At 40.8% G+C, this 18,527-nt stretch carries 24 protein-coding genes; 10 read left to right on the top strand and 14 right to left on the bottom strand.

Features of this window, described 5'->3' with window-relative positions:
• Positions 1-11 precede the first annotated feature (11 nt).
• From MK482_RS01500 to MK482_RS01460, 9 genes are all read right to left on the bottom strand, one after another.
• A complete protein-coding gene (locus tag MK482_RS01500; protein WP_268717792.1) occupies positions 12-821 on the bottom strand; it encodes a DnaD domain protein in 810 nt (269 codons plus the stop codon).
• On the bottom strand, positions 808-1,089 hold the full coding sequence (locus tag MK482_RS01495) for a transcriptional regulator (protein ID WP_084930650.1): 282 nt from the start codon (positions 1,087-1,089) through the stop codon (positions 808-810). The genes MK482_RS01500 and MK482_RS01495 overlap by 14 nt, the downstream gene beginning before the upstream one ends.
• Positions 1,082-1,423 (bottom strand): DNA-binding protein, encoded by a 342-nt coding sequence (locus tag MK482_RS01490; RefSeq protein WP_268717791.1) that lies wholly within the window; start codon positions 1,421-1,423, stop codon positions 1,082-1,084. Before MK482_RS01490 ends, MK482_RS01495 begins: the two co-directional genes overlap by 8 nt.
• Complete coding sequence (locus MK482_RS01485; protein ID WP_261015102.1) at positions 1,404-1,697, bottom strand: hypothetical protein; 294 nt, start codon at positions 1,695-1,697, stop codon at positions 1,404-1,406. Before MK482_RS01485 ends, MK482_RS01490 begins: the two co-directional genes overlap by 20 nt.
• Complete coding sequence (locus tag MK482_RS01480; protein ID WP_138703084.1) at positions 1,694-1,909, bottom strand: hypothetical protein; 216 nt, start codon at positions 1,907-1,909, stop codon at positions 1,694-1,696. Before MK482_RS01480 ends, MK482_RS01485 begins: the two co-directional genes overlap by 4 nt.
• Position 1,910: 1 nt before the next feature.
• Entirely contained in the window at positions 1,911-2,111 is a 201-nt protein-coding gene (locus tag MK482_RS01475) for a hypothetical protein (protein WP_268717790.1), read from the bottom strand.
• An 11-nt stretch (positions 2,112-2,122) separates the two neighbouring features.
• Positions 2,123-2,815 (bottom strand): hypothetical protein, encoded by a 693-nt coding sequence (locus MK482_RS01470; RefSeq protein WP_268717789.1) that lies wholly within the window; start codon positions 2,813-2,815, stop codon positions 2,123-2,125.
• Positions 2,816-3,101: 286 nt separating this feature from the next.
• Complete coding sequence (locus tag MK482_RS01465) at positions 3,102-3,731, bottom strand: Rha family transcriptional regulator (RefSeq protein ID WP_268717788.1); 630 nt, start codon at positions 3,729-3,731, stop codon at positions 3,102-3,104.
• Positions 3,732-3,741: 10 nt separating this feature from the next.
• Positions 3,742-3,939 (bottom strand): helix-turn-helix domain-containing protein, encoded by a 198-nt coding sequence (locus MK482_RS01460; protein ID WP_268717787.1) that lies wholly within the window; start codon positions 3,937-3,939, stop codon positions 3,742-3,744.
• A 160-nt stretch (positions 3,940-4,099) separates the two neighbouring features.
• Between MK482_RS01460 and MK482_RS01455 the strand changes: the two genes are divergently transcribed.
• From MK482_RS01455 to MK482_RS01420, 8 genes are all read left to right on the top strand, one after another.
• Positions 4,100-4,831: a helix-turn-helix domain-containing protein gene (locus MK482_RS01455; RefSeq protein WP_007284901.1), complete on the top strand. Its 732-nt coding sequence runs from the start codon at positions 4,100-4,102 to the stop codon at positions 4,829-4,831.
• A gap of 140 nt (positions 4,832-4,971) precedes the next feature.
• Positions 4,972-5,976, top strand: coding sequence for a virulence RhuM family protein (locus tag MK482_RS01450; protein ID WP_057487976.1), 1,005 nt, complete (start codon positions 4,972-4,974; stop codon positions 5,974-5,976).
• A gap of 186 nt (positions 5,977-6,162) precedes the next feature.
• Positions 6,163-7,329 (top strand): tyrosine-type recombinase/integrase, encoded by a 1,167-nt coding sequence (locus tag MK482_RS01445; protein ID WP_268717786.1) that lies wholly within the window; start codon positions 6,163-6,165, stop codon positions 7,327-7,329.
• Between the two features lie 160 nt (positions 7,330-7,489).
• Positions 7,490-8,434, top strand: coding sequence for a magnesium transporter CorA family protein (locus tag MK482_RS01440; protein ID WP_000815623.1), 945 nt, complete (start codon positions 7,490-7,492; stop codon positions 8,432-8,434).
• A gap of 11 nt (positions 8,435-8,445) precedes the next feature.
• The gene (locus MK482_RS01435) at positions 8,446-9,123 is read left to right on the top strand and encodes a DUF1129 domain-containing protein (protein WP_049502618.1); all 678 of its coding nucleotides are present in this window, start codon (positions 8,446-8,448) and stop codon (positions 9,121-9,123) included.
• 15 nt (positions 9,124-9,138) lie between these two features.
• On the top strand, positions 9,139-9,486 hold the full coding sequence (locus tag MK482_RS01430) for a hypothetical protein (protein WP_000331824.1): 348 nt from the start codon (positions 9,139-9,141) through the stop codon (positions 9,484-9,486).
• Between the two features lie 161 nt (positions 9,487-9,647).
• Positions 9,648-10,682, top strand: coding sequence for a S66 family peptidase (locus MK482_RS01425; protein WP_000255140.1), 1,035 nt, complete (start codon positions 9,648-9,650; stop codon positions 10,680-10,682).
• Between the two features lie 105 nt (positions 10,683-10,787).
• Positions 10,788-11,051, top strand: a complete 264-nt coding sequence (locus MK482_RS01420; RefSeq protein ID WP_000166114.1) for a SemiSWEET family transporter — start codon at positions 10,788-10,790, stop codon at positions 11,049-11,051.
• A gap of 84 nt (positions 11,052-11,135) precedes the next feature.
• On the opposite strand, the gene MK482_RS01415 is transcribed toward MK482_RS01420, so the two are convergent.
• Genes MK482_RS01415 through mutL form a run of 3 tightly spaced genes read right to left on the bottom strand, consistent with a single transcriptional unit; the run spans position 11,136 to position 14,267 of the window.
• Complete coding sequence (locus MK482_RS01415) at positions 11,136-11,699, bottom strand: DNA-3-methyladenine glycosylase I (protein WP_268717785.1); 564 nt, start codon at positions 11,697-11,699, stop codon at positions 11,136-11,138.
• 9 nt (positions 11,700-11,708) lie between these two features.
• Positions 11,709-12,302: a Holliday junction branch migration protein RuvA gene (gene ruvA / locus MK482_RS01410; protein WP_000273417.1), complete on the bottom strand. Its 594-nt coding sequence runs from the start codon at positions 12,300-12,302 to the stop codon at positions 11,709-11,711.
• A gap of 15 nt (positions 12,303-12,317) precedes the next feature.
• Positions 12,318-14,267: a DNA mismatch repair endonuclease MutL gene (gene mutL / locus MK482_RS01405; RefSeq protein ID WP_268717784.1), complete on the bottom strand. Its 1,950-nt coding sequence runs from the start codon at positions 14,265-14,267 to the stop codon at positions 12,318-12,320.
• 205 nt (positions 14,268-14,472) lie between these two features.
• On the opposite strand from mutL, the gene MK482_RS01400 reads away from it, so the two are divergent.
• Together MK482_RS01400 and MK482_RS01395 are read left to right on the top strand one after the other, a co-directional pair.
• Positions 14,473-14,913 (top strand): LytTR family DNA-binding domain-containing protein, encoded by a 441-nt coding sequence (locus MK482_RS01400; protein ID WP_153219793.1) that lies wholly within the window; start codon positions 14,473-14,475, stop codon positions 14,911-14,913.
• A complete protein-coding gene (locus MK482_RS01395; protein ID WP_268717783.1) occupies positions 14,910-15,368 on the top strand; it encodes a DUF3021 domain-containing protein in 459 nt (152 codons plus the stop codon). The genes MK482_RS01400 and MK482_RS01395 overlap by 4 nt, the downstream gene beginning before the upstream one ends.
• A gap of 41 nt (positions 15,369-15,409) precedes the next feature.
• Here the strand turns inward: MK482_RS01395 and mutS are convergent, their stop codons facing one another.
• Both mutS and argR read right to left on the bottom strand, forming a co-directional pair.
• On the bottom strand, positions 15,410-17,944 hold the full coding sequence (gene mutS / locus MK482_RS01390; protein ID WP_268717782.1) for a DNA mismatch repair protein MutS: 2,535 nt from the start codon (positions 17,942-17,944) through the stop codon (positions 15,410-15,412).
• Positions 17,945-17,994: 50 nt separating this feature from the next.
• A complete protein-coding gene (argR, locus tag MK482_RS01385) occupies positions 17,995-18,441 on the bottom strand; it encodes an arginine repressor (protein ID WP_001231476.1) in 447 nt (148 codons plus the stop codon).
• Positions 18,442-18,527 lie beyond the last annotated feature (86 nt).

Genomic DNA, 18,527 nt, shown 5'->3' with positions numbered 1-18,527 from the left:
TCTCCTCTCCGTCAGTAGATAAACGGATCTTGAATATCATCGTCAGACTGACCTTGTTTCTTTTGCTGAAACAGTCTCTGTTCATCTTCGACTTGTACCATGGTTCTAATACCATTCTGTCTCCAGTTCTTGAGTATTGAATTGATATAGCTAAAAGATCGCTTGCCGTTATCTGCAGCCTTGTCTATGGCAATCTTGATAACCTCTAGCTCCATACCGTCAAGAGTGAGATAGTCAGTCAGTATTTGATATTGTTGCCCATCCATAACCCCTATACGCTTTTGGTAATAGTTAGAAATTTCAGCAGTAGGAGCAGAAGAAGTTTTTTTCTCTATCTCTTCTTCTTTCTCTATCTCTTTCTCTATCTCTTTCTCTATCTCTATCTCTGTCTTACACGTAGTTAACAATGTAAGATTGTCAGATGACATTGTAAGATTTTCCTTTTGTTCTCGTTGCTGTTTCCGATATTCTCGCATGTATGCTGCTTGGTTGGTTTCCTGCTGTACCAAGGCTTTTGCCTGCGGTAGTTCTGCGTTTTTATCTTCATCAACTTGTATTAGACCACACTTAGTAAAGTATGCCATGGTCATATCTATATCATCTTCCGATACGTCTAATTTTAGGGCTAACTCTTCCTTGAGATTGTCAAAGTAACCCTCATAGTATAAAATACAGTCACTTTCTAAGCTCTCTAGCATGAGCCTAATATAAATCACCGTCATAGTGTACCCACCAGGTACCGTTTTTAGTCTCTTGATAAAAATATTATCAAAAAATTTCTTATCAATTTTTAGCCAAAAATATATTTTAGTTTTTGCCATTCTCCACCCCCAGAAACTTCCAGATGTCCGAAACTTTGTAATAGATTTTTCTAGTATCTTCTAGTGGTGGTTGATACCGTCTTAGCCCTGCTTTTTCCCACTTTTGGAGTGTCATATATTTTATATCTAACTCGTCCATGACTTCCTGAGCTGATATTAAACCTGTCAGTCGTGGTTTGACTGTATCACGCGCTTCCAGGTATCTTTCCACTACCTCCAGAATGCCATGCGCTAGGTCTTGCTCACTTTCTCGGCTTAGGCTAAACATATCCGCACACCTCCTTCAAGGTTTCTTTGTAGCTTTCTAAATCGCTATTCATCAACACCGCTAGGCGCTTTTCTTCTTCTCGTATCTGATTGTAAAATGTTTTTGCACCGTCTAATAGTTCATCTTTGTTAGCAGGGATAAAATACCCTCTAAATGTTCCGTGTCGAACCCCAACAATAGGAACGCTATGGCGCGTGATTAGACGGCTGATAATATCTTGCACGGTTCTTTCTGCCAGCTCAGTGATCAGGCTAATTTCTGCCCCTGTTATGGAGTTCTCAGCCCCTACCTTGATTAGTCTTAATACTCGTTTGTCATTCTCTGATAGGCTCATTCAGTTCCTCCTCTCCTTTGCTTTTATTCACAAAGGTTATTTGTCCGCTCGCTACCCCTTGCAAAATATCTTTTTGAGTTTCTATGATTGTATCCAAGGTTTTCAAAATAGCTGTCTTAGTCTCTAAATCAAACGCTTGTTTTGTCAACAAGCTCATAGTTACAGCTAACTTTGTTGCATTGTCCATACACGTAGCTAGAAAAATCTCTTTAGTAAAATAAGGTTCATCTGGTATTTTTTCACTATCAAGGTATATCTTCACTATGTAACTCATTTCATTCCTCCGTAAACTCTTACCCCTGCAAGCTGGATATATCGCCCATAATCAGGGTTTAAATCCTCGCTAGGTGTTTCTATCGTCTGTTGGTTTTCTCGCTCAAATTGGGCGCTTTTTTTGCGGTCTCGGTGGTTTAGATAAAGCAGTAAGCCAATCAATACCACCATAAAGATTACCGCTTGTGTGTTGGTCAAATCTAACTCATTCATGCTATGCCCTCGCTTTGTAGTTCTTGATAAATGCCATTTGTTCAGATTGTTCCATTTTTAGCAAGTCGTCTACTTCCTTACTAGTTACTTTTCTGTTTACAAAATCCTCGATAAGCTGAAAGAGGTTTGGATCTTCTGTCTTTATCTCGGCTATTAAGTTATCAAATTCTGCTTGTGTCATGTTTTTTAGGTCAAGTGTCATTGCATTGCCTCCTAATCAATCATCATTCCACGAGTATATAAGGATGAGTCTGTCCATGAATCCAAAACGTTCTTTTTCCCTCGTTTTTTCTTTGCGATATCAACCGCTATGACTTCCCATACATAATTCAATAATTGGCTTTGTTCCATTGGGTAGGTATTTTCTTTAGTTATTTCAGCTAGGTAAGTGTTTAAGAAAAGAAATCCATCAAAGTTGGAAAGTAGCTTTATAAACTTAGTATCACCCCAATAATTTCTGTAATAAGACTCTTCTCGTTCTTCTAGTTCTCCTATTACTTCAGCAACTACTCTCTGTTTCATCCTTTCCGTCTGTTCCTTAAGTGTTTCCTGTTGTTCACGGTATTCTGTGCTAGTTAGTTCATTGTAGACATCATCCAAGTCGTTCAATACTCTACTAATTTCTCTTTTAGCTAATGCAGTTCCATCTCCTACAAGAATTTCTTGTATTTCTTCTAAATTTGTTGAAATAGCTTCTAATTGATCTGCTATCATGTTTTTCCTCCGTTGGCCTTTTAATTGCCTTTTACTATACTGGATATCCTCACACTCAAAGTTTTGCGATGGCGAGTGTGGGGATTTTGAATGGTTGTTTCTTATACAGTTTTTCTTGTAATGAAGTTCCTCACACTCAGAAGTTTGCCGACCGAGAGCGTGGGGCTTTTTAATGCCGTTTTCCTGCCACATGCCTCACACTCTCCTCGACCAAAATTTGAGTGTGGGGATTTTTTTGAGTTGTTTCTTATAACGCTAATCCTCACGCTCAGAGTCGCCAAATTGAAAGCGTGAGAAAGTACCAGTTTTAAGAGTTGGGGCTCTCCGTATGGTCAAATTGCCCTAAATATGCTATAATCTAGGTATAAATCTTTACTAAAACCTCTTTGATAATAGCTTGCCTGCTTTGTTAAATTCGTTTTAGTGTTAGTGTGAAAGGCTCTGCGGTGTGGTTATTGCTAAGCCTTTTTTGTTGTTCTCACGCGCTTCTTTGGCGTGTTTTTTTATTTCTGAATGCCATAGCTTTGATTTCCTGATAACTCATATTCAAGCCAATCATGGCTATTACCATATCCTCAAATGCTTGGTATTGCTCCAGCTCGTCACTTGTCAAGCTATCAATGCCATTGTAGCCCCCACGTTCTTCCCTTAACTGCTTAGCGTTCCTGTCGGTTACTGCTTTTAGTAGCAGGTTGTTCATGGTGCTATGCGCGTGCTTTGGTGCTTGTTCCCAGTTCTCAATGCTGTCATGCAAGGTTTTTCTTTTTGGCTTTTCTAGCGCCCTCTGCATACGAAACTTAGAAAGTTCCTCACGCATTTCAAAGAAAGCTTTGACCAGGTTCATTTTGAATTTACGCACTGGTGCAGTATTCTTTAGATAAGTGATCAGCAAGGTTGCTTGTTGCTCATTCAAGCGATAGATTTTCATTGGTCTCCCTCGCCCGTCTAATTTACGCATTTCAAATGCGATAATTCCGTAGCTTTCAAAATCAGCTTTATGCTTCCTTAAAAGTTCTTGTATTGTGTGATGAGTGACTTCAGCGCATTCAGCAATGATCTCGCTTGTAGTATACGGCTCTTTCTTGCCGTCCATGTAAACAATGTTCATGGTGTCCCTCCTAATCTTCAACGGTAAGTAGTTCGTCAATGGTAACGCCTAGATACTCGGCTACCTTTTGCAAGGTTTCAATATCTGGGCGCTTTGTGCGTTCATAGTATAGTGATATGAGTGCGCTTTTTGATCTGCCTGTTGCCTTGTGAACGTCACTAACTTTTTTACGTTGTTTTGCTAATATGACACGAAAATTATTGTTCATATCGTCAACCCCTCTCGTTATTATTCTATGCAATAATTATCGCATAGAATAATAATAACCAATAAAAAATAAATTGTCAACAAAAAAATTATTCTTTGCGATAATTTTTTATTGTGTATTTCAGAAGATAATTGTAAAATGTATCTAAGGAGGGATGGTTGTGATAAAAAATAATTTAGCAAATATCTTGAAGACAAAAGAAAAAACAGCTGCATGGCTATCAGTTAAAACTGGAATAACTCCAGCAGCCTTGTCTAAAATTGTTAATAACAGCAGTACAAAAATAGATTACATAACATTAAATAAAATTTGTTTGGCGCTAAAAATAGAACCAAAGGATTTTTTTGACTTTTTACCCTATGATTACGAAGTAGAAAGTATATACGATAATAAAGATATAAAAGTTTCTCTAAAATCATTTGAATTAGATGAAAAGCCTAACAGTTCTCAAATAGAGAGTTTGGATTTTTATCAGCATCAAGCAGATAATATAGATATTGAAGTTAGTTGTGATTTTGGGTTAGAAGTTAATTTTATGAATACCCCAATGGGAGATAATTTTAGTATCTGGTATATTTCAGCTTACTTTTATGATTTGGATTATAATTCATTTACTGTTAGCATAGATATTGATGATGATAGTATAGGCTTTCTAAAAAAATACATTGCACCATATGATAAGGGCGAATTATTTAAAATAATTAAGCGTGAAATAATTTCAAAAATTCAATCCAATTATTTCGATTGGTTCGAAAATCAATATGGAAAAGTTAGTAAAGAAGAATATGGATTTTTAAAATCATTAAATTGGTGGATTGGTGAAGGTACTCAGGATTACAAAGTGAATGATGAAGATATTCAAATAATGATTGATATTGAAAAGAAAGACTAACCCACGCGCCACAATGTTCAACAATCCTGAAGCGCGTGCTTTCTCGTGGTTCGCTCGTGCTTCAACTAAAAACCCCATTGTTGAGCATTTTGTTGATGTCAACAAATGTCAACCACTTACAATATTTTAGAAAGGATTTCATGAACGAATTACAATTCTTAATCTATACTGCTGACAACGATAGCGAGACAGCTAGTGTCATCATCAAAGGCGAAACGATTTGGGCTAGTCAGAAAGAAATGGCTAGACTTTTCGATGTCGGTGTTCCTGCAATTAGTAAACACCTAAAAAATATCTTTGAAGAGGGCGAATTAGAAGAAAAAGCAACTATTTCCAAAATGGAAACAGTTCAAATAGAGGGTAGTCGTGAAGTTGTCCGCCAAGTTGATTTCTACAATCTTGACGCCATCATTTCAGTTGGTTACCGTGTCAATTCCCAAAAAGCTACGAGATTTAGACAGTGGGCTACTTCGGTACTTCGTGAGTACATGATAAAAGGGTTCGCCATGGATGACAACCGTCTGAAACAAGGCGAAAACTTGCTAGAAAAAGACTATTTCCGTGAGCTCTTGGAGCGCGTGCGTTCTATCCGAGCTAGTGAGCGTCGTATATGGTTGCAGATTACAGATATTTTTGCTGAAATCTCTATTGACTATGATCCACAAAGTACGTTGACTAAGCAATTCTATGCTGATGTACAGAATAAGTTTCATTATGCAATCACTGGCCAAACTGCTGCGGAAATTATCTACACGAAAGCTGATCATACAAAAGACAACATGGGACTTACAACATGGAAAAACTCCCCTAACGGTCGCATACTGCAAGCAGATACCCAAATAGCAAAGAATTACCTTTCAGAAACAGAAATCCGTTCCCTTGAAAGAGGAATATCTAGCTATTTTGATTACCTGGAAAGACAGATAGAACAGCGAAAAGCTCAGACAATGCAACAACTAGCCCAAAGTATTGACCGCTTTTTGACTTTCCAAGAATACGACATTTTAGAAGGTCATGGGAAAATCACTTCCAAGGTTGCGAAAGACAAAGCAAAAGCAGAGTACCAGCTCTTCAACAAAACTCAAAAGATAAACTCGGACTTTGAAAAAACTTTAAAACAGCTGACTGACGATAAAAAACTTTAAATACAGGCCTGTTTACTATAAACAAGCCCATATAAGCCCCATATCCGCCTTGTTTCCTACTCTGGTATTATTTACCTACTGACTCTTTAAAATCGAAAATAAGGGGGTTCTCGTAGCTCCTAGCATGATATAAAACCTTTTTGATAATGGCTTGCCTGCTGATGTATTTTAGAAAGGTTTATCATCATGAAAATAACTGAAGTTATAAAAAAAGACGGTAGCAAAGTCTATCGTGCTAATGTATATTTAGGAGTTGACCAGGTAACAGGAAAGAAAGTTAAAACTAAGGTAACGGGGCGGACACAAAAGGAAGTTAAGCAGAAAGCTACTCAAGAAAAAATTGCTTTTCAGAAAGCAGGATCTACCAGACAAAAGGCTAGCACCATAAAAAACTATCAAGAATTAGCCAATCTCTGGTTAGAAAGTTATAAGAATACGGTTAAGCCAAACACTCAAGGCAATGTTAGAAAGCTAATTGATAATCATATATTGCCTATTTTTGGGGCTTACAAGCTCGATAAGCTCACTACTCCACTTATCCAGTCCATTATCAACAAACTTGCTGACAAGACTAATAGAGGGGAAAAAGGGGCTTTTCTACATTATGACAAGATACACGCTTTAAACAAACGTATCTTACAGTATGGCGTAACCATGCAGGCTATACCGTCCAATCCTGCGCGTGATGTGGTTTTACCTCGTAACACTCAGAAAGCAAAGCGGAAAAAAGTAAAGCACTTTGAAAATCAAGAACTAAAAAAGTTTCTTGGTTATCTCGATAATTTAGATAGCGATAGATATCGTTACTACTATGAGACAACGCTCTATAAGTTCCTATTGGCTACTGGTTGCCGTATCAATGAAGCTTTAGCTCTTTCCTGGTCTGATATAGATTTAGATAATGCCGTGGTACATGTTACCAAAACACTAAATCGTGATTTAGAAATTAATAGCCCAAAATCTAAGGCTAGTTATCGGGATATAGATATAGATCAAGCGACTGTTAGCATGCTAAAGCAGTACAAACTGCGCCAAACTAAAGAGGCCTGGAAGATAGGGCAACGTGAAAGCGTGGTATTTTCTGATTTCATTCATGAGTATCCTAGCAGTTCAAGACTTAAAAGAAGATTGCAAACACATTTTAAGCGTGCTGATGTTCCTAACATTGGCTTTCACGGATTCCGTCACACTCACGCTAGTCTCTTGCTTAACTCTGGAATACCATACAAGGAACTCCAGTACCGCCTAGGTCATTCCACTTTATCAATGACCATGGATATATATAGCCACCTCTCAAAAGAGAACGCAAAAAAAGCAGTCTCATTCTACGAAAGTGCACTAAAAGCACTATAGGGGGAGCAAAAAGGGGAGCAAATTCAAAAATCAACGTTTCAAGACAAAGCAAAAAGCCAATAATAACGGTGTCTTTGTAAGATTTTATTTGAAAAAAGCCGATTTTGTAGTATAATAGTACGGTGTGAAAAAATCTGAAAAATGAGAAAGGATAAGGGATATGAAACAAGTTTTTCTCTCTACAACAACTGAATTTAAAGAGATCGATACGCTTGAACCGGGTACTTGGATCAATCTCGTCAATCCGACTCAAAATGAATCACTCGAAATCGCTAACGCCTTCGATATCGATATTGCCGACCTTCGAGCACCGCTCGATGCGGAAGAAATGTCTCGTATTACCATTGAAGACGAGTATACCCTGATTATCGTAGACGTTCCGGTCACAGAGGAAAGAAATAACCGCACCTACTACGTAACCATCCCGCTTGGTATTATCATCACTGAGGAAACCATTATCACTACGTGTTTGGAACCACTACCGGTCCTCGATGTCTTTATCAACCGTCGATTGCGTAATTTCTACACTTTCATGCGTTCGCGTTTTATCTTCCAGATTCTCTATCGCAATGCAGAGCTTTACCTAACAGCCCTTCGTTCGATTGACCGTAAGAGTGAACAAATCGAAAGTCAACTGCATCAATCAACTCGTAATGAAGAATTGATTGAGCTCATGGAATTGGAAAAAACCATCGTCTATTTCAAGGCCTCCCTCAAAACAAATGAGCGCGTGATTAAGAAATTGACCAGCTCAACCAGCAATATCAAGAAATACCTTGAGGACGAAGACCTGCTTGAAGATACCCTGATTGAAACCCAACAGGCCATCGAGATGGCAGACATTTATGGAAACGTCTTGCATTCTATGACAGAGACCTTCGCCTCTATCATTTCTAACAACCAGAACAACATCATGAAAACCTTGGCCCTTGTGACCATCGTCATGTCCATCCCAACCATGGTCTTTTCTGCCTACGGGATGAACTTTAAGGATAATGAAATCCCCCTAAACGGCGAACCGAACGCCTTCTGGTTAATCGTCTTTATCGCCTTTGCTATGAGTGTCTCGCTCACTCTCTATCTCATCCATAAAAAATGGTTCTAAGAGGAGTTCCTATGTCTCAGATTGATCTACAAAAATTAACCAAGAAAAACCAAGAGTTTGTCCACATCGCTACCCAACAATTCATCAAAGATGGAAAAACAGACGCTGAAATCAAGGCTATTTTTGAGGAAGTTATTCCCCAAATCCTTGAGGAGCAAGCCAAGGGTACGACTGCTCGTTCCCTCTATGGCGCACCGACCCACTGGGCTCATAGTTTCACTGTCAAGGAACAATATGAAAAAGAGCATCCAAAAGAAAATGATGATCCAAAACTCATGATTATGGACTCAGCCCTTTTCATCACTAGCCTCTTTGCCCTCGTCAGCGCCCTCACAACTTTCTTTGCAGCAGATCAGGCTTTCGGCTATGGACTTGTCACTCTCCTGCTAGTTGGACTTGTTGGTGGATTTGCCTTCTACTTGATGTACTACTTTGTTTACCAATACTATGGACCAGATATGGACCGCAGCCAACGTCCACCTTTCTGGAAATCTGTACTGGTTATCCTAGCTTCTATGTTCCTTTGGTTGCTTGTCTTCTTTGCAACAAGCTTCCTACCAGCTAGCCTTAACCCAGTACTTGCTCCAGTGCCACTGGCTATTATCGGAGCAGCCCTCCTAGCCCTTCGCTTCTATCTCAAGAAACGCTTGAATATCCGTAGCGCAAGTGCAGGACCAACACGTTACTAAGAAAAGGAAAGAGCTATGGCATATAGTCAATCTTTAGCTCAGCAGATTCGAAAAATTCTAGCGCTCAAACTTCCTCCCCAAATTTTCGAAGAAGAGCTAGAAGAAAAGAAGCTGTTTGGTGGCCTGGCCTTTATGATTCGTGGTAAAATGGTCCTTACTGTCAGTTCCAGAAAGGATGAACTGGTTATGGTCAGAATTGGCAAGGAAATGGAGAAGCAAGTTCTACCCCGAACAGGAGCTCATACTACATTGATGAGGGGGCGCCTTTATCATGGGTATATAGACTTAGATATAGAAGGCCAAAAAGAATTGCCTTACTGGATTGATTTGGCTCTCTCCTATAATCAAGAGTTGACCAAGTAACTCATATCTAGCGAGATTACTGATTAGAAAACGAAAAGCAACTGCACCAGCGGTTGCTTTTTCACTTGCTTGCCTACAAGCTTCCCTCTACCCTTTTCCCTATAGTTTTCTCCCATCTTTTATGATAAAATAGGCTCAATCAATTTCTAGGAGGAAGAAATATGGTTTCTACTATTGGTGTTGTTAGTTTATCTAGTGGCATTATCGGAGAGGACTTTGTCAAACACGAAGTGGACTTGGGTGTCCAACGTCTCAAGAACCTGGGACTCAATCCTACCTTTTTGCCTCATTCGCTAAAAGGATTAGACTTTATCAAGGACCATCCTGAAGCTCGTGCAGAGGATTTGATTCATGCCTTTTCTGATGATAGCATCGACATGATCCTATGCGCCATCGGTGGAGACGATACCTATCGCTTACTACCTTATCTTTTTGAAAATGACCAACTACAAAAGGTTATCAAACAAAAAATTTTTCTTGGCTTCTCGGATACAACCATGAACCATCTCATGTTGCATAAACTAGGAATCAAAACTTTTTATGGTCAATCCTTCCTAGCAGACATTTGTGAATTGGACAAGGAAGTGCTGACCTATAGCCTCCACTACTTTAAAGAATTGATTGAGACGGGAAGAATCTCAGAAATCCGCCCTAGTGACGTTTGGTATGATGAAAGGACTGACTTCAGTCCCAAGGCTCTGGGGACACCTCGTGTCAGTCATGCAAATACTGGTTTCGAGCTGTTGCGGGGAAATGCCCAGTTCGAGGGAAAAATCCTCGGTGGTTGCCTCGAATCCCTCTACGATATCTTTGACAACTCTCGATACGCAGATAGCACGGAGCTCTGCCAAAAATACAAACTTTTCCCTGACTTGTCAGACTGGGAAGGAAAAATCCTCTTGCTAGAAACAAGCGAAGAAAAGCCTGAGCTGGAAGACTTCAAAAATATGTTGCGGACTTTAAAAGACACTGGTATATTCGAGGTCATCAGTGGACTCTTGGTCGGAAAACCTATGGATGAAACTTTCTATGACGACTATAAAGAGGCACTATTGGATATTATTGACAGCAATATCCCGATTATCTATAATCTAAATGTCGGCCACGCAACTCCAAGAGCAATTGTACCCTTCGGAGTTCACGCCTATGTAGATGCAAAGGAGCAAATCATTCGCTTTGACTATAACAAAAAATAAATAGTTTCTCTATTTTTGTGCTTTTGTATTCGTTTTCGTTACAATTTGTATCTGAATTTATTGCATTTCGCTAATTTCTATGATATCCTTTTGAAGGAGGTGTATATGACAAAACAAAAAATTAATCGAATCGTAGGTTCTATTGGTGCCTTTATTGGAATTATAGTATTTATTGCCTACATACCTCAAATTATCGCTAATTTACAGGGAAATAAAGCTCAACCATTTCAACCTTTATCAGCTGCTATATCTTGCTTAATCTGGGTTATTTATGGATGGACAAAGGAACCTAAGAAGGATTGGATACTAATCATTCCAAATTCAGCTGGTGTTATTTTAGGTGGAATCACTTTTTTGACTTCACTCTAACAAATCTAATAGTATATATAAAAAGCTGGGAAGAATTTCTCAGCTTTTTTCTATATTCTCAGATATTCTAATTACCTATACTCACTAATTCCTGCTTTTCCACTCACAATCATTCTCGTGGTCATCAACCAGTCCTGCTGCCTGTAGAAAAGACAAGACGGCGACTGGGCCTGTGAACTTGAAGCCTCGTTTTTTGAGATCTTTGGCTAATTTTTCAGACAAAGGTGTTTTAGCTGGGGCTTGGCGATAATCGGAAACATCGTTAACGATCATTTTCCCCTCAACAAAAGACCAAAGATAGGCATCAAAAGAGCCGTACTCTGCCTGTAATCGTAGAAAGGCTTGGGCGTTAGCACGTGTAGCAAAAATCTTGGCTCGATTTCGGATAATAGCTGGATTATCTAGCAAGGCTTCCAATTCGGTGTCGGTCATATCTGCGACCGCTTGAATTTGATAGCCATGAAAAGCTTCTCGGAAAGCTTGGCGTTTGTTGAGTACCGTTTCCCAAGATAGGCCTGCCTGATAGGTTTCCATACACAACAACTCAAACAATGCTTGGTCATCATGGAGGGGTTGGCCCCACTCCTCATCATGATAGGCGATATAGAGCGGATTGGTCATCTTGACCCACGAACAACGTTTTGTCATGCTCTGCTCCTATTTGACCAACATTTTAAGGGCCGACTTGATATAGTTCTCTGCTGTATCTGTCGTTCCTTCAAAGAATTTCTTGATTTTCTTGAGCTCTGTTGCCTTGTAGCCCAGAGCCAACATGGCCTCCATAGCTTCTTCCAATTCTTGGTTTTCAGCGCTAGCTTGCACTGCCACCTTGGCAGGAAGGTCATCTCCTGCAACTACTACCTTGCCTTCCAAGTCTAGCACCATCTGCTGGGCTGTTTTCTTACCAATTTTAGGAAACTTGGTCAAATAAGTGATATTCTTGGTTTCGATGGCTTGAACCAAGCCAGCATTGTCATCGGCAGCGATAATAGCAAGAGCTGATACAGGACCAATCCCAGAAACCGAAATCAGACTGAGAAAGAGCTTTTTCTCGTCTTCTGAGCGAAATCCATAAAGCAGATGAGCGTCCTCACGCACGACTTGATGCACATAAATCTGAGCCTCCTGATTAACCTGACCTGAATAGGCATAAGGATTGGCCACATGCAGTATATAACCAATACCATTGGTTTCAAGAACAATGTATTTAGCAGTAATTTTGGTAATGATTCCTTTTAAATATTCGTACATAGTTTTCCTTTTAGTTTAATATTTCCCCAACTCACGGAGACTGGTGTGATTTTCCTGAATGCGTCGGAACATCTTTTCCATATCTGACTTGGTAAAATGCACCAAAACAGGGCGTCCGTGGGGACAGTTATAGGGATTGTCACATTGAGAAAGCTGATAGAGGAGTTGTCTAGCCGAATGGTCATCGATACGATGGTTAGCCTTGATGGAACGTTTGCAGGACATCATAATGGCCAACTCTGCTCGGTATTTCTTGATAGAAACTTTCTTGGTCAAAAGGAGCATGTCGCACATCTCATAGATGCCTGATTCAATCTCTTCTTCTGCCATCCAAATAGGATGTTCACGTAAGATGAATTGATTTTCCCCGTACTCTGCTAGAAAGACACCCACTTCCTCCAAAAGTGCCATTCGTTCCTTGAGACGCAGAGCATCATCCGCTGGAAATTCAAAGATGTAGGGCACTAGGAGTTGCTGCTGGCTCTGGTCAACATTGCCAATGCTTTCACGGTACTCCTCGTACTTGACCCGTTCCTGCGCCGCATGTTGGTCTATGATGTAGAGCCCATCTCGCCCTTGGGCAAAGAGATAGGTTCCATGCATTTGCCCGAAAAATTCCAACTCTGGAAAGCTTGAAGATTCTTCTCGCTCCAGCTTATCATAGGCTTTATCCAGACTGGCTAAATCTAGCTCTGGATGGTCTAGTTGGTCATAAATAGCAGGCTTTCTCTCCGCAAAATGGAGTTTGCTAGGCTTAGTCAGCTGCTCCAAAGTTTCCTTGGCAAACAGGGTTAAATCCTGTTTCTCTTCAGTCAGATTCACCTGATAATCAGCTACCTCAGCTTGACTAAATCTTGACGAATCAGTTTTCTCATAGTAGAGAGTATTTTCTTTGAGTGGGAGAATAGTTTGCTCCACCTTCTCACGATTGCGGACGGTCGATTTGGCAAGATTTTCCAAGGCATCTGGTATCAGGGTTTGTTCCTTGAGACTGTTTGCAATAGCTTCTGAAACCAGGGTCATCAGTTCCTTTTCCTTGGAAATCCGCACTTCTTGCTTGGTTGGGTGCACATTGACATCCGCTAGATAAGGGTCGATATGAATGTGAATGACAGCCAGTGGAAAACGGCCTACCATAAGCTTACTACCATAGCCGTCTAGAATTGCACGATTGAGCAGGAAATTCTTTATATAACGGCCATTGATGAAGAGGCTGATATAATTGCGATTGGCCCGAGTTAACTCAGGCAAGGACACAAAACCTGAAATTTCGAAATCTAGGTCAGAATTCTCAATTTCAATCATCTTCTTGGCACTCGCCAAACCGTAAATCCCTGCGATAGCTTGGCGCAATTGACCTGTTCCCGCTGTTCGCGTCATTTCCTTACCATCACTAATCAAACTAAAAGAAATCTCAGGATGGGCCAAGCCCAGACGGTTAACAATATCAATGATATGAGACAACTCTGCTTGCTGGCTCTTCATATACTTGAGGCGGGCAGGCGTATTGAAAAAGAGATCCTCCACGCAAACCTTGGTTCCCACAGGACTAGTCGCTGGGATGACTTCTTCAACTTCTCCCCCACGCGCAACGAGCTTTGTTCCGTGACTCGCACCATCCACCGCCGTCAACAAAGTCAGGACACTGACAGATGCAATAGAAGGCAAGGCTTCACCACGAAAGCCAAGCGTCCTAATCCGAAAGAGATCTGCCTGATTTTTTATCTTACTGGTCGCATGACGACGCAGAGCCAGATCTACCTCATCGTGGGCAATTCCATGACCATTATCTGTGATTTGAATCTTCTTGAGACCTGATTCCTCAATCTCAATGATAATCTGACTAGATCCCGCATCAATAGCATTTTCTACCAACTCTTTGACCACACTGGCAGGACGTTCAATAACCTCTCCAGCCGCGATTTGGTTTGCCAGCACCTCTGGCAATTCAATAATATGAGACATTTTTCAGCCCCTTTCTGTATCTATTTTCCTAGAAATTGATTAGTGCTATTATACCATATTTCAGATAGGACAGAAAAGCTCCACCACATAGGATACAAATCCCTCCACATAGACAAAGTCCCTTGCCAGGTGTCGTAAAATAGTGTTTAATAAAGGTGTACAAGAAGTGATCACAATTTTGTATGAAAAACAAGGAGAGAAATTTATGAAAGTAGAACTACAGATTAGTGAAACTTACGAAGAGGAAAAGCTGATTGTTCAAGCACCTCAGCCGACAGATAAAGTCCAGAAAGTCATCGAGTTCGCAGAAAATCTTGACCAAAAAGAAACAATCAAAGGAAAGATTGATGATCAAGTCTATCTAGTTAAGGTTGGTAAGATACAACGCTTCTATATCGAGAATCGGAAGGTTCTAGCAGAAACGGCGAGTCAGACCTACAGCATTGATTTGCGACTCTATCAGGTTCTTGAAATTCTGCCGACCAATTTTATCCAAATTTCCCAATCAGAAATCATCAATATCAACTCCATCTCCCATCTCAAGCTAACTCCCAACGGTCTAGTAGAAATCTTTCTAAAAAACGAAAGTTTCACCTACTCTTCACGCCGTTACCTAAAAACCATCAAGGAGAAATTAGAACTATGAAAAAACAAGTATTTCACGATGCAGCTGCCGGTGTTCTTATCGGCCTCATCCTCTCTATCATCTTTTCACTCATTTATGCACCAAATACCTACGCACCACTAAGTTCCGACTCTCTCATCGGTCAAGTAATGACCCAACATCAGGTTCACGGTGCCCTGGTCTTGCTCTACTGCACACTGATCTGGGCAGCTATCGGTATTCTCTTTAACTTTGGCAAGCGATTATTCAGCCGTGACTGGAGCTTGCTCCGTGCAACTCTGACCCATTTCTTCCTTATGCTAGTAGGCTTTATCCCATTAGCAACCCTAGCAGGTTGGTTCCCCTTCCACTGGAATTTCTATCTCCAGCTCATTATCGAGTTTGCAATTGTCTACCTCATCATTTGGACTATTTCCTATAAAAGAGCATCAAAAAAAGTAGACCATATCAATCAACTCTTGGAGCATAGAAAGTAAGAGCAATAATCCCACTCGCAAATGCATGAGTGGGATTATTTTTATAGTTTTTGTTTTAACTCAACCAATACATTCATAGCCTGCATAGGTGTCATGTTATAAACATCTAGTTTAGACAATTCTGCTAAGATAGGATGTTCTTCAGTCGTATCAAAGAGTGAAATCTGTTCGGTTACAGCATTTGTTTGTCTCATGGGAGTATGATTTTCTGTTCCTTGATTCTCTAACTGAGTCAAAATCTTATCCGCCCTTGCTAAAAGGTCTGCTGGCAAACCAGCAATCTTGGCAACATGAATACCATAGGATTTATCAGCTGGACCTGGTTCAATCTTGTGAAGGAAGGTAACCTGCCCATTCTGCTCTAAGGTTGCTACGTGGACATTGACCAAGTGTTGTAAACTAGACTCCAGACTAGTCAACTCATGGTAGTGGGTCGCAAAGAGGGTTTTGGCTCCGATATGCTCATGGATGTATTCGATGATGGACTGAGCAAGAGCCATACCATCATAAGTTGCAGTTCCCCGTCCCAATTCATCAAAGAGAATGAGAGAGTTCTTGGTCGCATGCGAAATAGCATTGTTGGCCTCCATCATCTCCACCATGAATGTTGATTGACCTGAAACCAAGTCATCTGCTGCTCCGATACGGGTAAAGATTGCATCAAAAATCGGTAAATGGGCGCTCTCAGCAGGAACATAGGAACCCATCTGGGCCATAATCGCCGTCATGGCTAACTGACGCATGTAGGTTGACTTCCCGCTCATGTTGGGCCCTGTAATCAGTTGAATACTGGTATCTTCTGCCATCTGAATCGTATTGGGAATATAGGTCTGAGCCCCCATGACCTTTTCAACGACAGCATGACGCCCTTTCTGGATATCAATCCGCGAATCATCTCCGAATTCAGGTCGAATCAAATGCTGGGTTTCAGCCACAACTGCTAGACTCTGTAAGACATCAACTGTCGCAATTCCTTGGGCTAGAGCTTGTAAACGTTGGATGTACTTACTGACCTCTTCACGAATACGCATAAAGATTTCGTACTCTAGGTTAGCTGACTTCTCACGCGCCTCCAGCATATCTCCCTCGATACGGGCTAATTCTTCGGTTCCAAAGCGTTCCGAGTTTTTCAGCGTCGCCTTGCGGAAAAAGTGAGCGGGCACATTTCCCAGTTGAGAATTGGTCACATGGAAATAGTAGCCATCCTTTTTATTGTAGTCAATCTTGAGCGTGCTGATGCCAGAGTTTTCTCGCTCCTTTGATTCAATTTCAGCAATCCAGCCAGTCCCTTCTCTGAGAACGCGACGGTACTTGTCTAAAGTCTCATCAAATCCAGTGCGGATAATGCCACCTTCTGTAATCACATGAGGAGCTTCAGGAGCAATCGCTGCGCTAATCAAACTCTCCAGCTCAGGGATTTCATCCAGTTGTTCTATAAGATAAGCTAGAGCAGGTTGCTCCATGCCTTCTAAAATCGCACGAATCCGTGGCACACTAGACAAGGTGGTCGCCAACTGCAGGAGGTCCTTGGGATTGGTTTTGCCAAAAGAAACCCGACTAGCCAAACGTTCGATGTCATAAACACCCTTGAGACTGTCTGTCAAATCACTACGCTCAAAGAAATGGTCGAGAAAGACCTGCACCACTTCTTGTCGTTGGACGATTCGTTCCTTATCAATCAGGGGGCGATGAATCCAAGACCGCAAGAGCCGCATACCCATAGCTGTTTTGGTTTCATCCAAAAGCCAGAAAAGACTGCCTTGCTTCTTGCCTGACCGAGCATTCTCAACCAAATCCAGACTAGCCTTGGTCGCATAATCCATCTGCAAGAAATCCTTGATTTCATAGCGGATAACAGGTTTGAGGTGGTTCAATTCCCTCATCTGGGTTCGATGGACATACTGGAGCAACTTACTAGATGCCGCTTGCTCCACAGCTGCTAATCGTGAATCCAGTAAATGAAGGTCTTCAAAGCCTTCTTTTTCATAGGAAAGTACCAGATTCATCTGACGACTAAGGATTTGTTCCTCTTCCTCAGACAAGTCATAGCCCAGCACCACTTCTCGCGCCTTGAGATTACGGATTTCCCCACAAACCAGCGTGAAATCCAAAAGACCTGTCACATAAAAGTCACCCGTCACCAGGTCCATATAAGCGAGGCCAAATTGATTGCCAGCACGGTCTATGGCAACCAAAAAATTATTCTGACTATCCGGCTTACTACTATCGACCACTGTCCCAGGTGTAATGACCTGAACAACCTCTCGTTTCACAACCCCAACTGCTTGTTTAGGATCTTCCATCTGCTCTGCGATAGCTACCTTATAGCCCTGCTCAATCAAGACATCGATGTACTGTTGAGCAGAATGATAGGGGACACCCGCCATAGGAATCGGATTGTCGGCATTCTTGTTGCGACTCGTTAAGGAAATCTCCAGAATCTGCGCAGCATTGACCGCATCCTCATAAAATAATTCATAAAAATCACCCATCCGAAAGAGCAAAAAAGCATCTGGATATTGCTTTTTAATATCCACATACTGTTGCATGCCGGGTGATAGCTTTTCTGTCGTCATTGTACATCTCTCCTTGTCAAAAATAAGTCTTGAGAGCAACTCCCAAGACCTTACTTATCTTTCATCAAATCTAGCAAACGATCTTCCATGAGTTTGGCAACGTGCTGGTCTCGACAAATGACCAATAAGGTATTGGCACCAGCAACTGTTCCTAAAATCCATTCATCCTTGTTTGCATCTACAATATTTGCCAAAACAGAGGCTTCTCCTAATTTGGTATGAAGTACCAAGGTAAACTCTGCTCTTGCAACACCTTCTAAATGATGAGACAAAAATTCCACCAAATCAATCTTTTCTGTCTCATTTGCTAGTACATAATACACCATATCATTTTTCTTGACCTTGGTCAAGCCGATTTCGCGCAAATCACGAGACAAGGTTGTCTGCGTCACAAAGACATTGTGTGCCTCCAACCGATCTTGAATTTCTTTTTGTGTACTTAATTTCTCCTCAGTAATCATTTTTTTTATCAACTGATGACGATCTCTTTTTCTCATAAAATCCTCTTATATGCATATTTATAACTAATTTTATAACTATATTATACCAAAAAAACAGGAGATTTCAAAAATTTTTTCTTCTT

The sequence above is a fragment of the Streptococcus mitis genome, from assembly GCF_026782865.1.
In the GTDB taxonomy this organism is placed as follows: domain Bacteria; phylum Bacillota; class Bacilli; order Lactobacillales; family Streptococcaceae; genus Streptococcus; species Streptococcus mitis_CG.
Note: the sequence above shows the minus strand (reverse complement) of the source record. Positions and strands in the feature narration are given on the sequence as shown.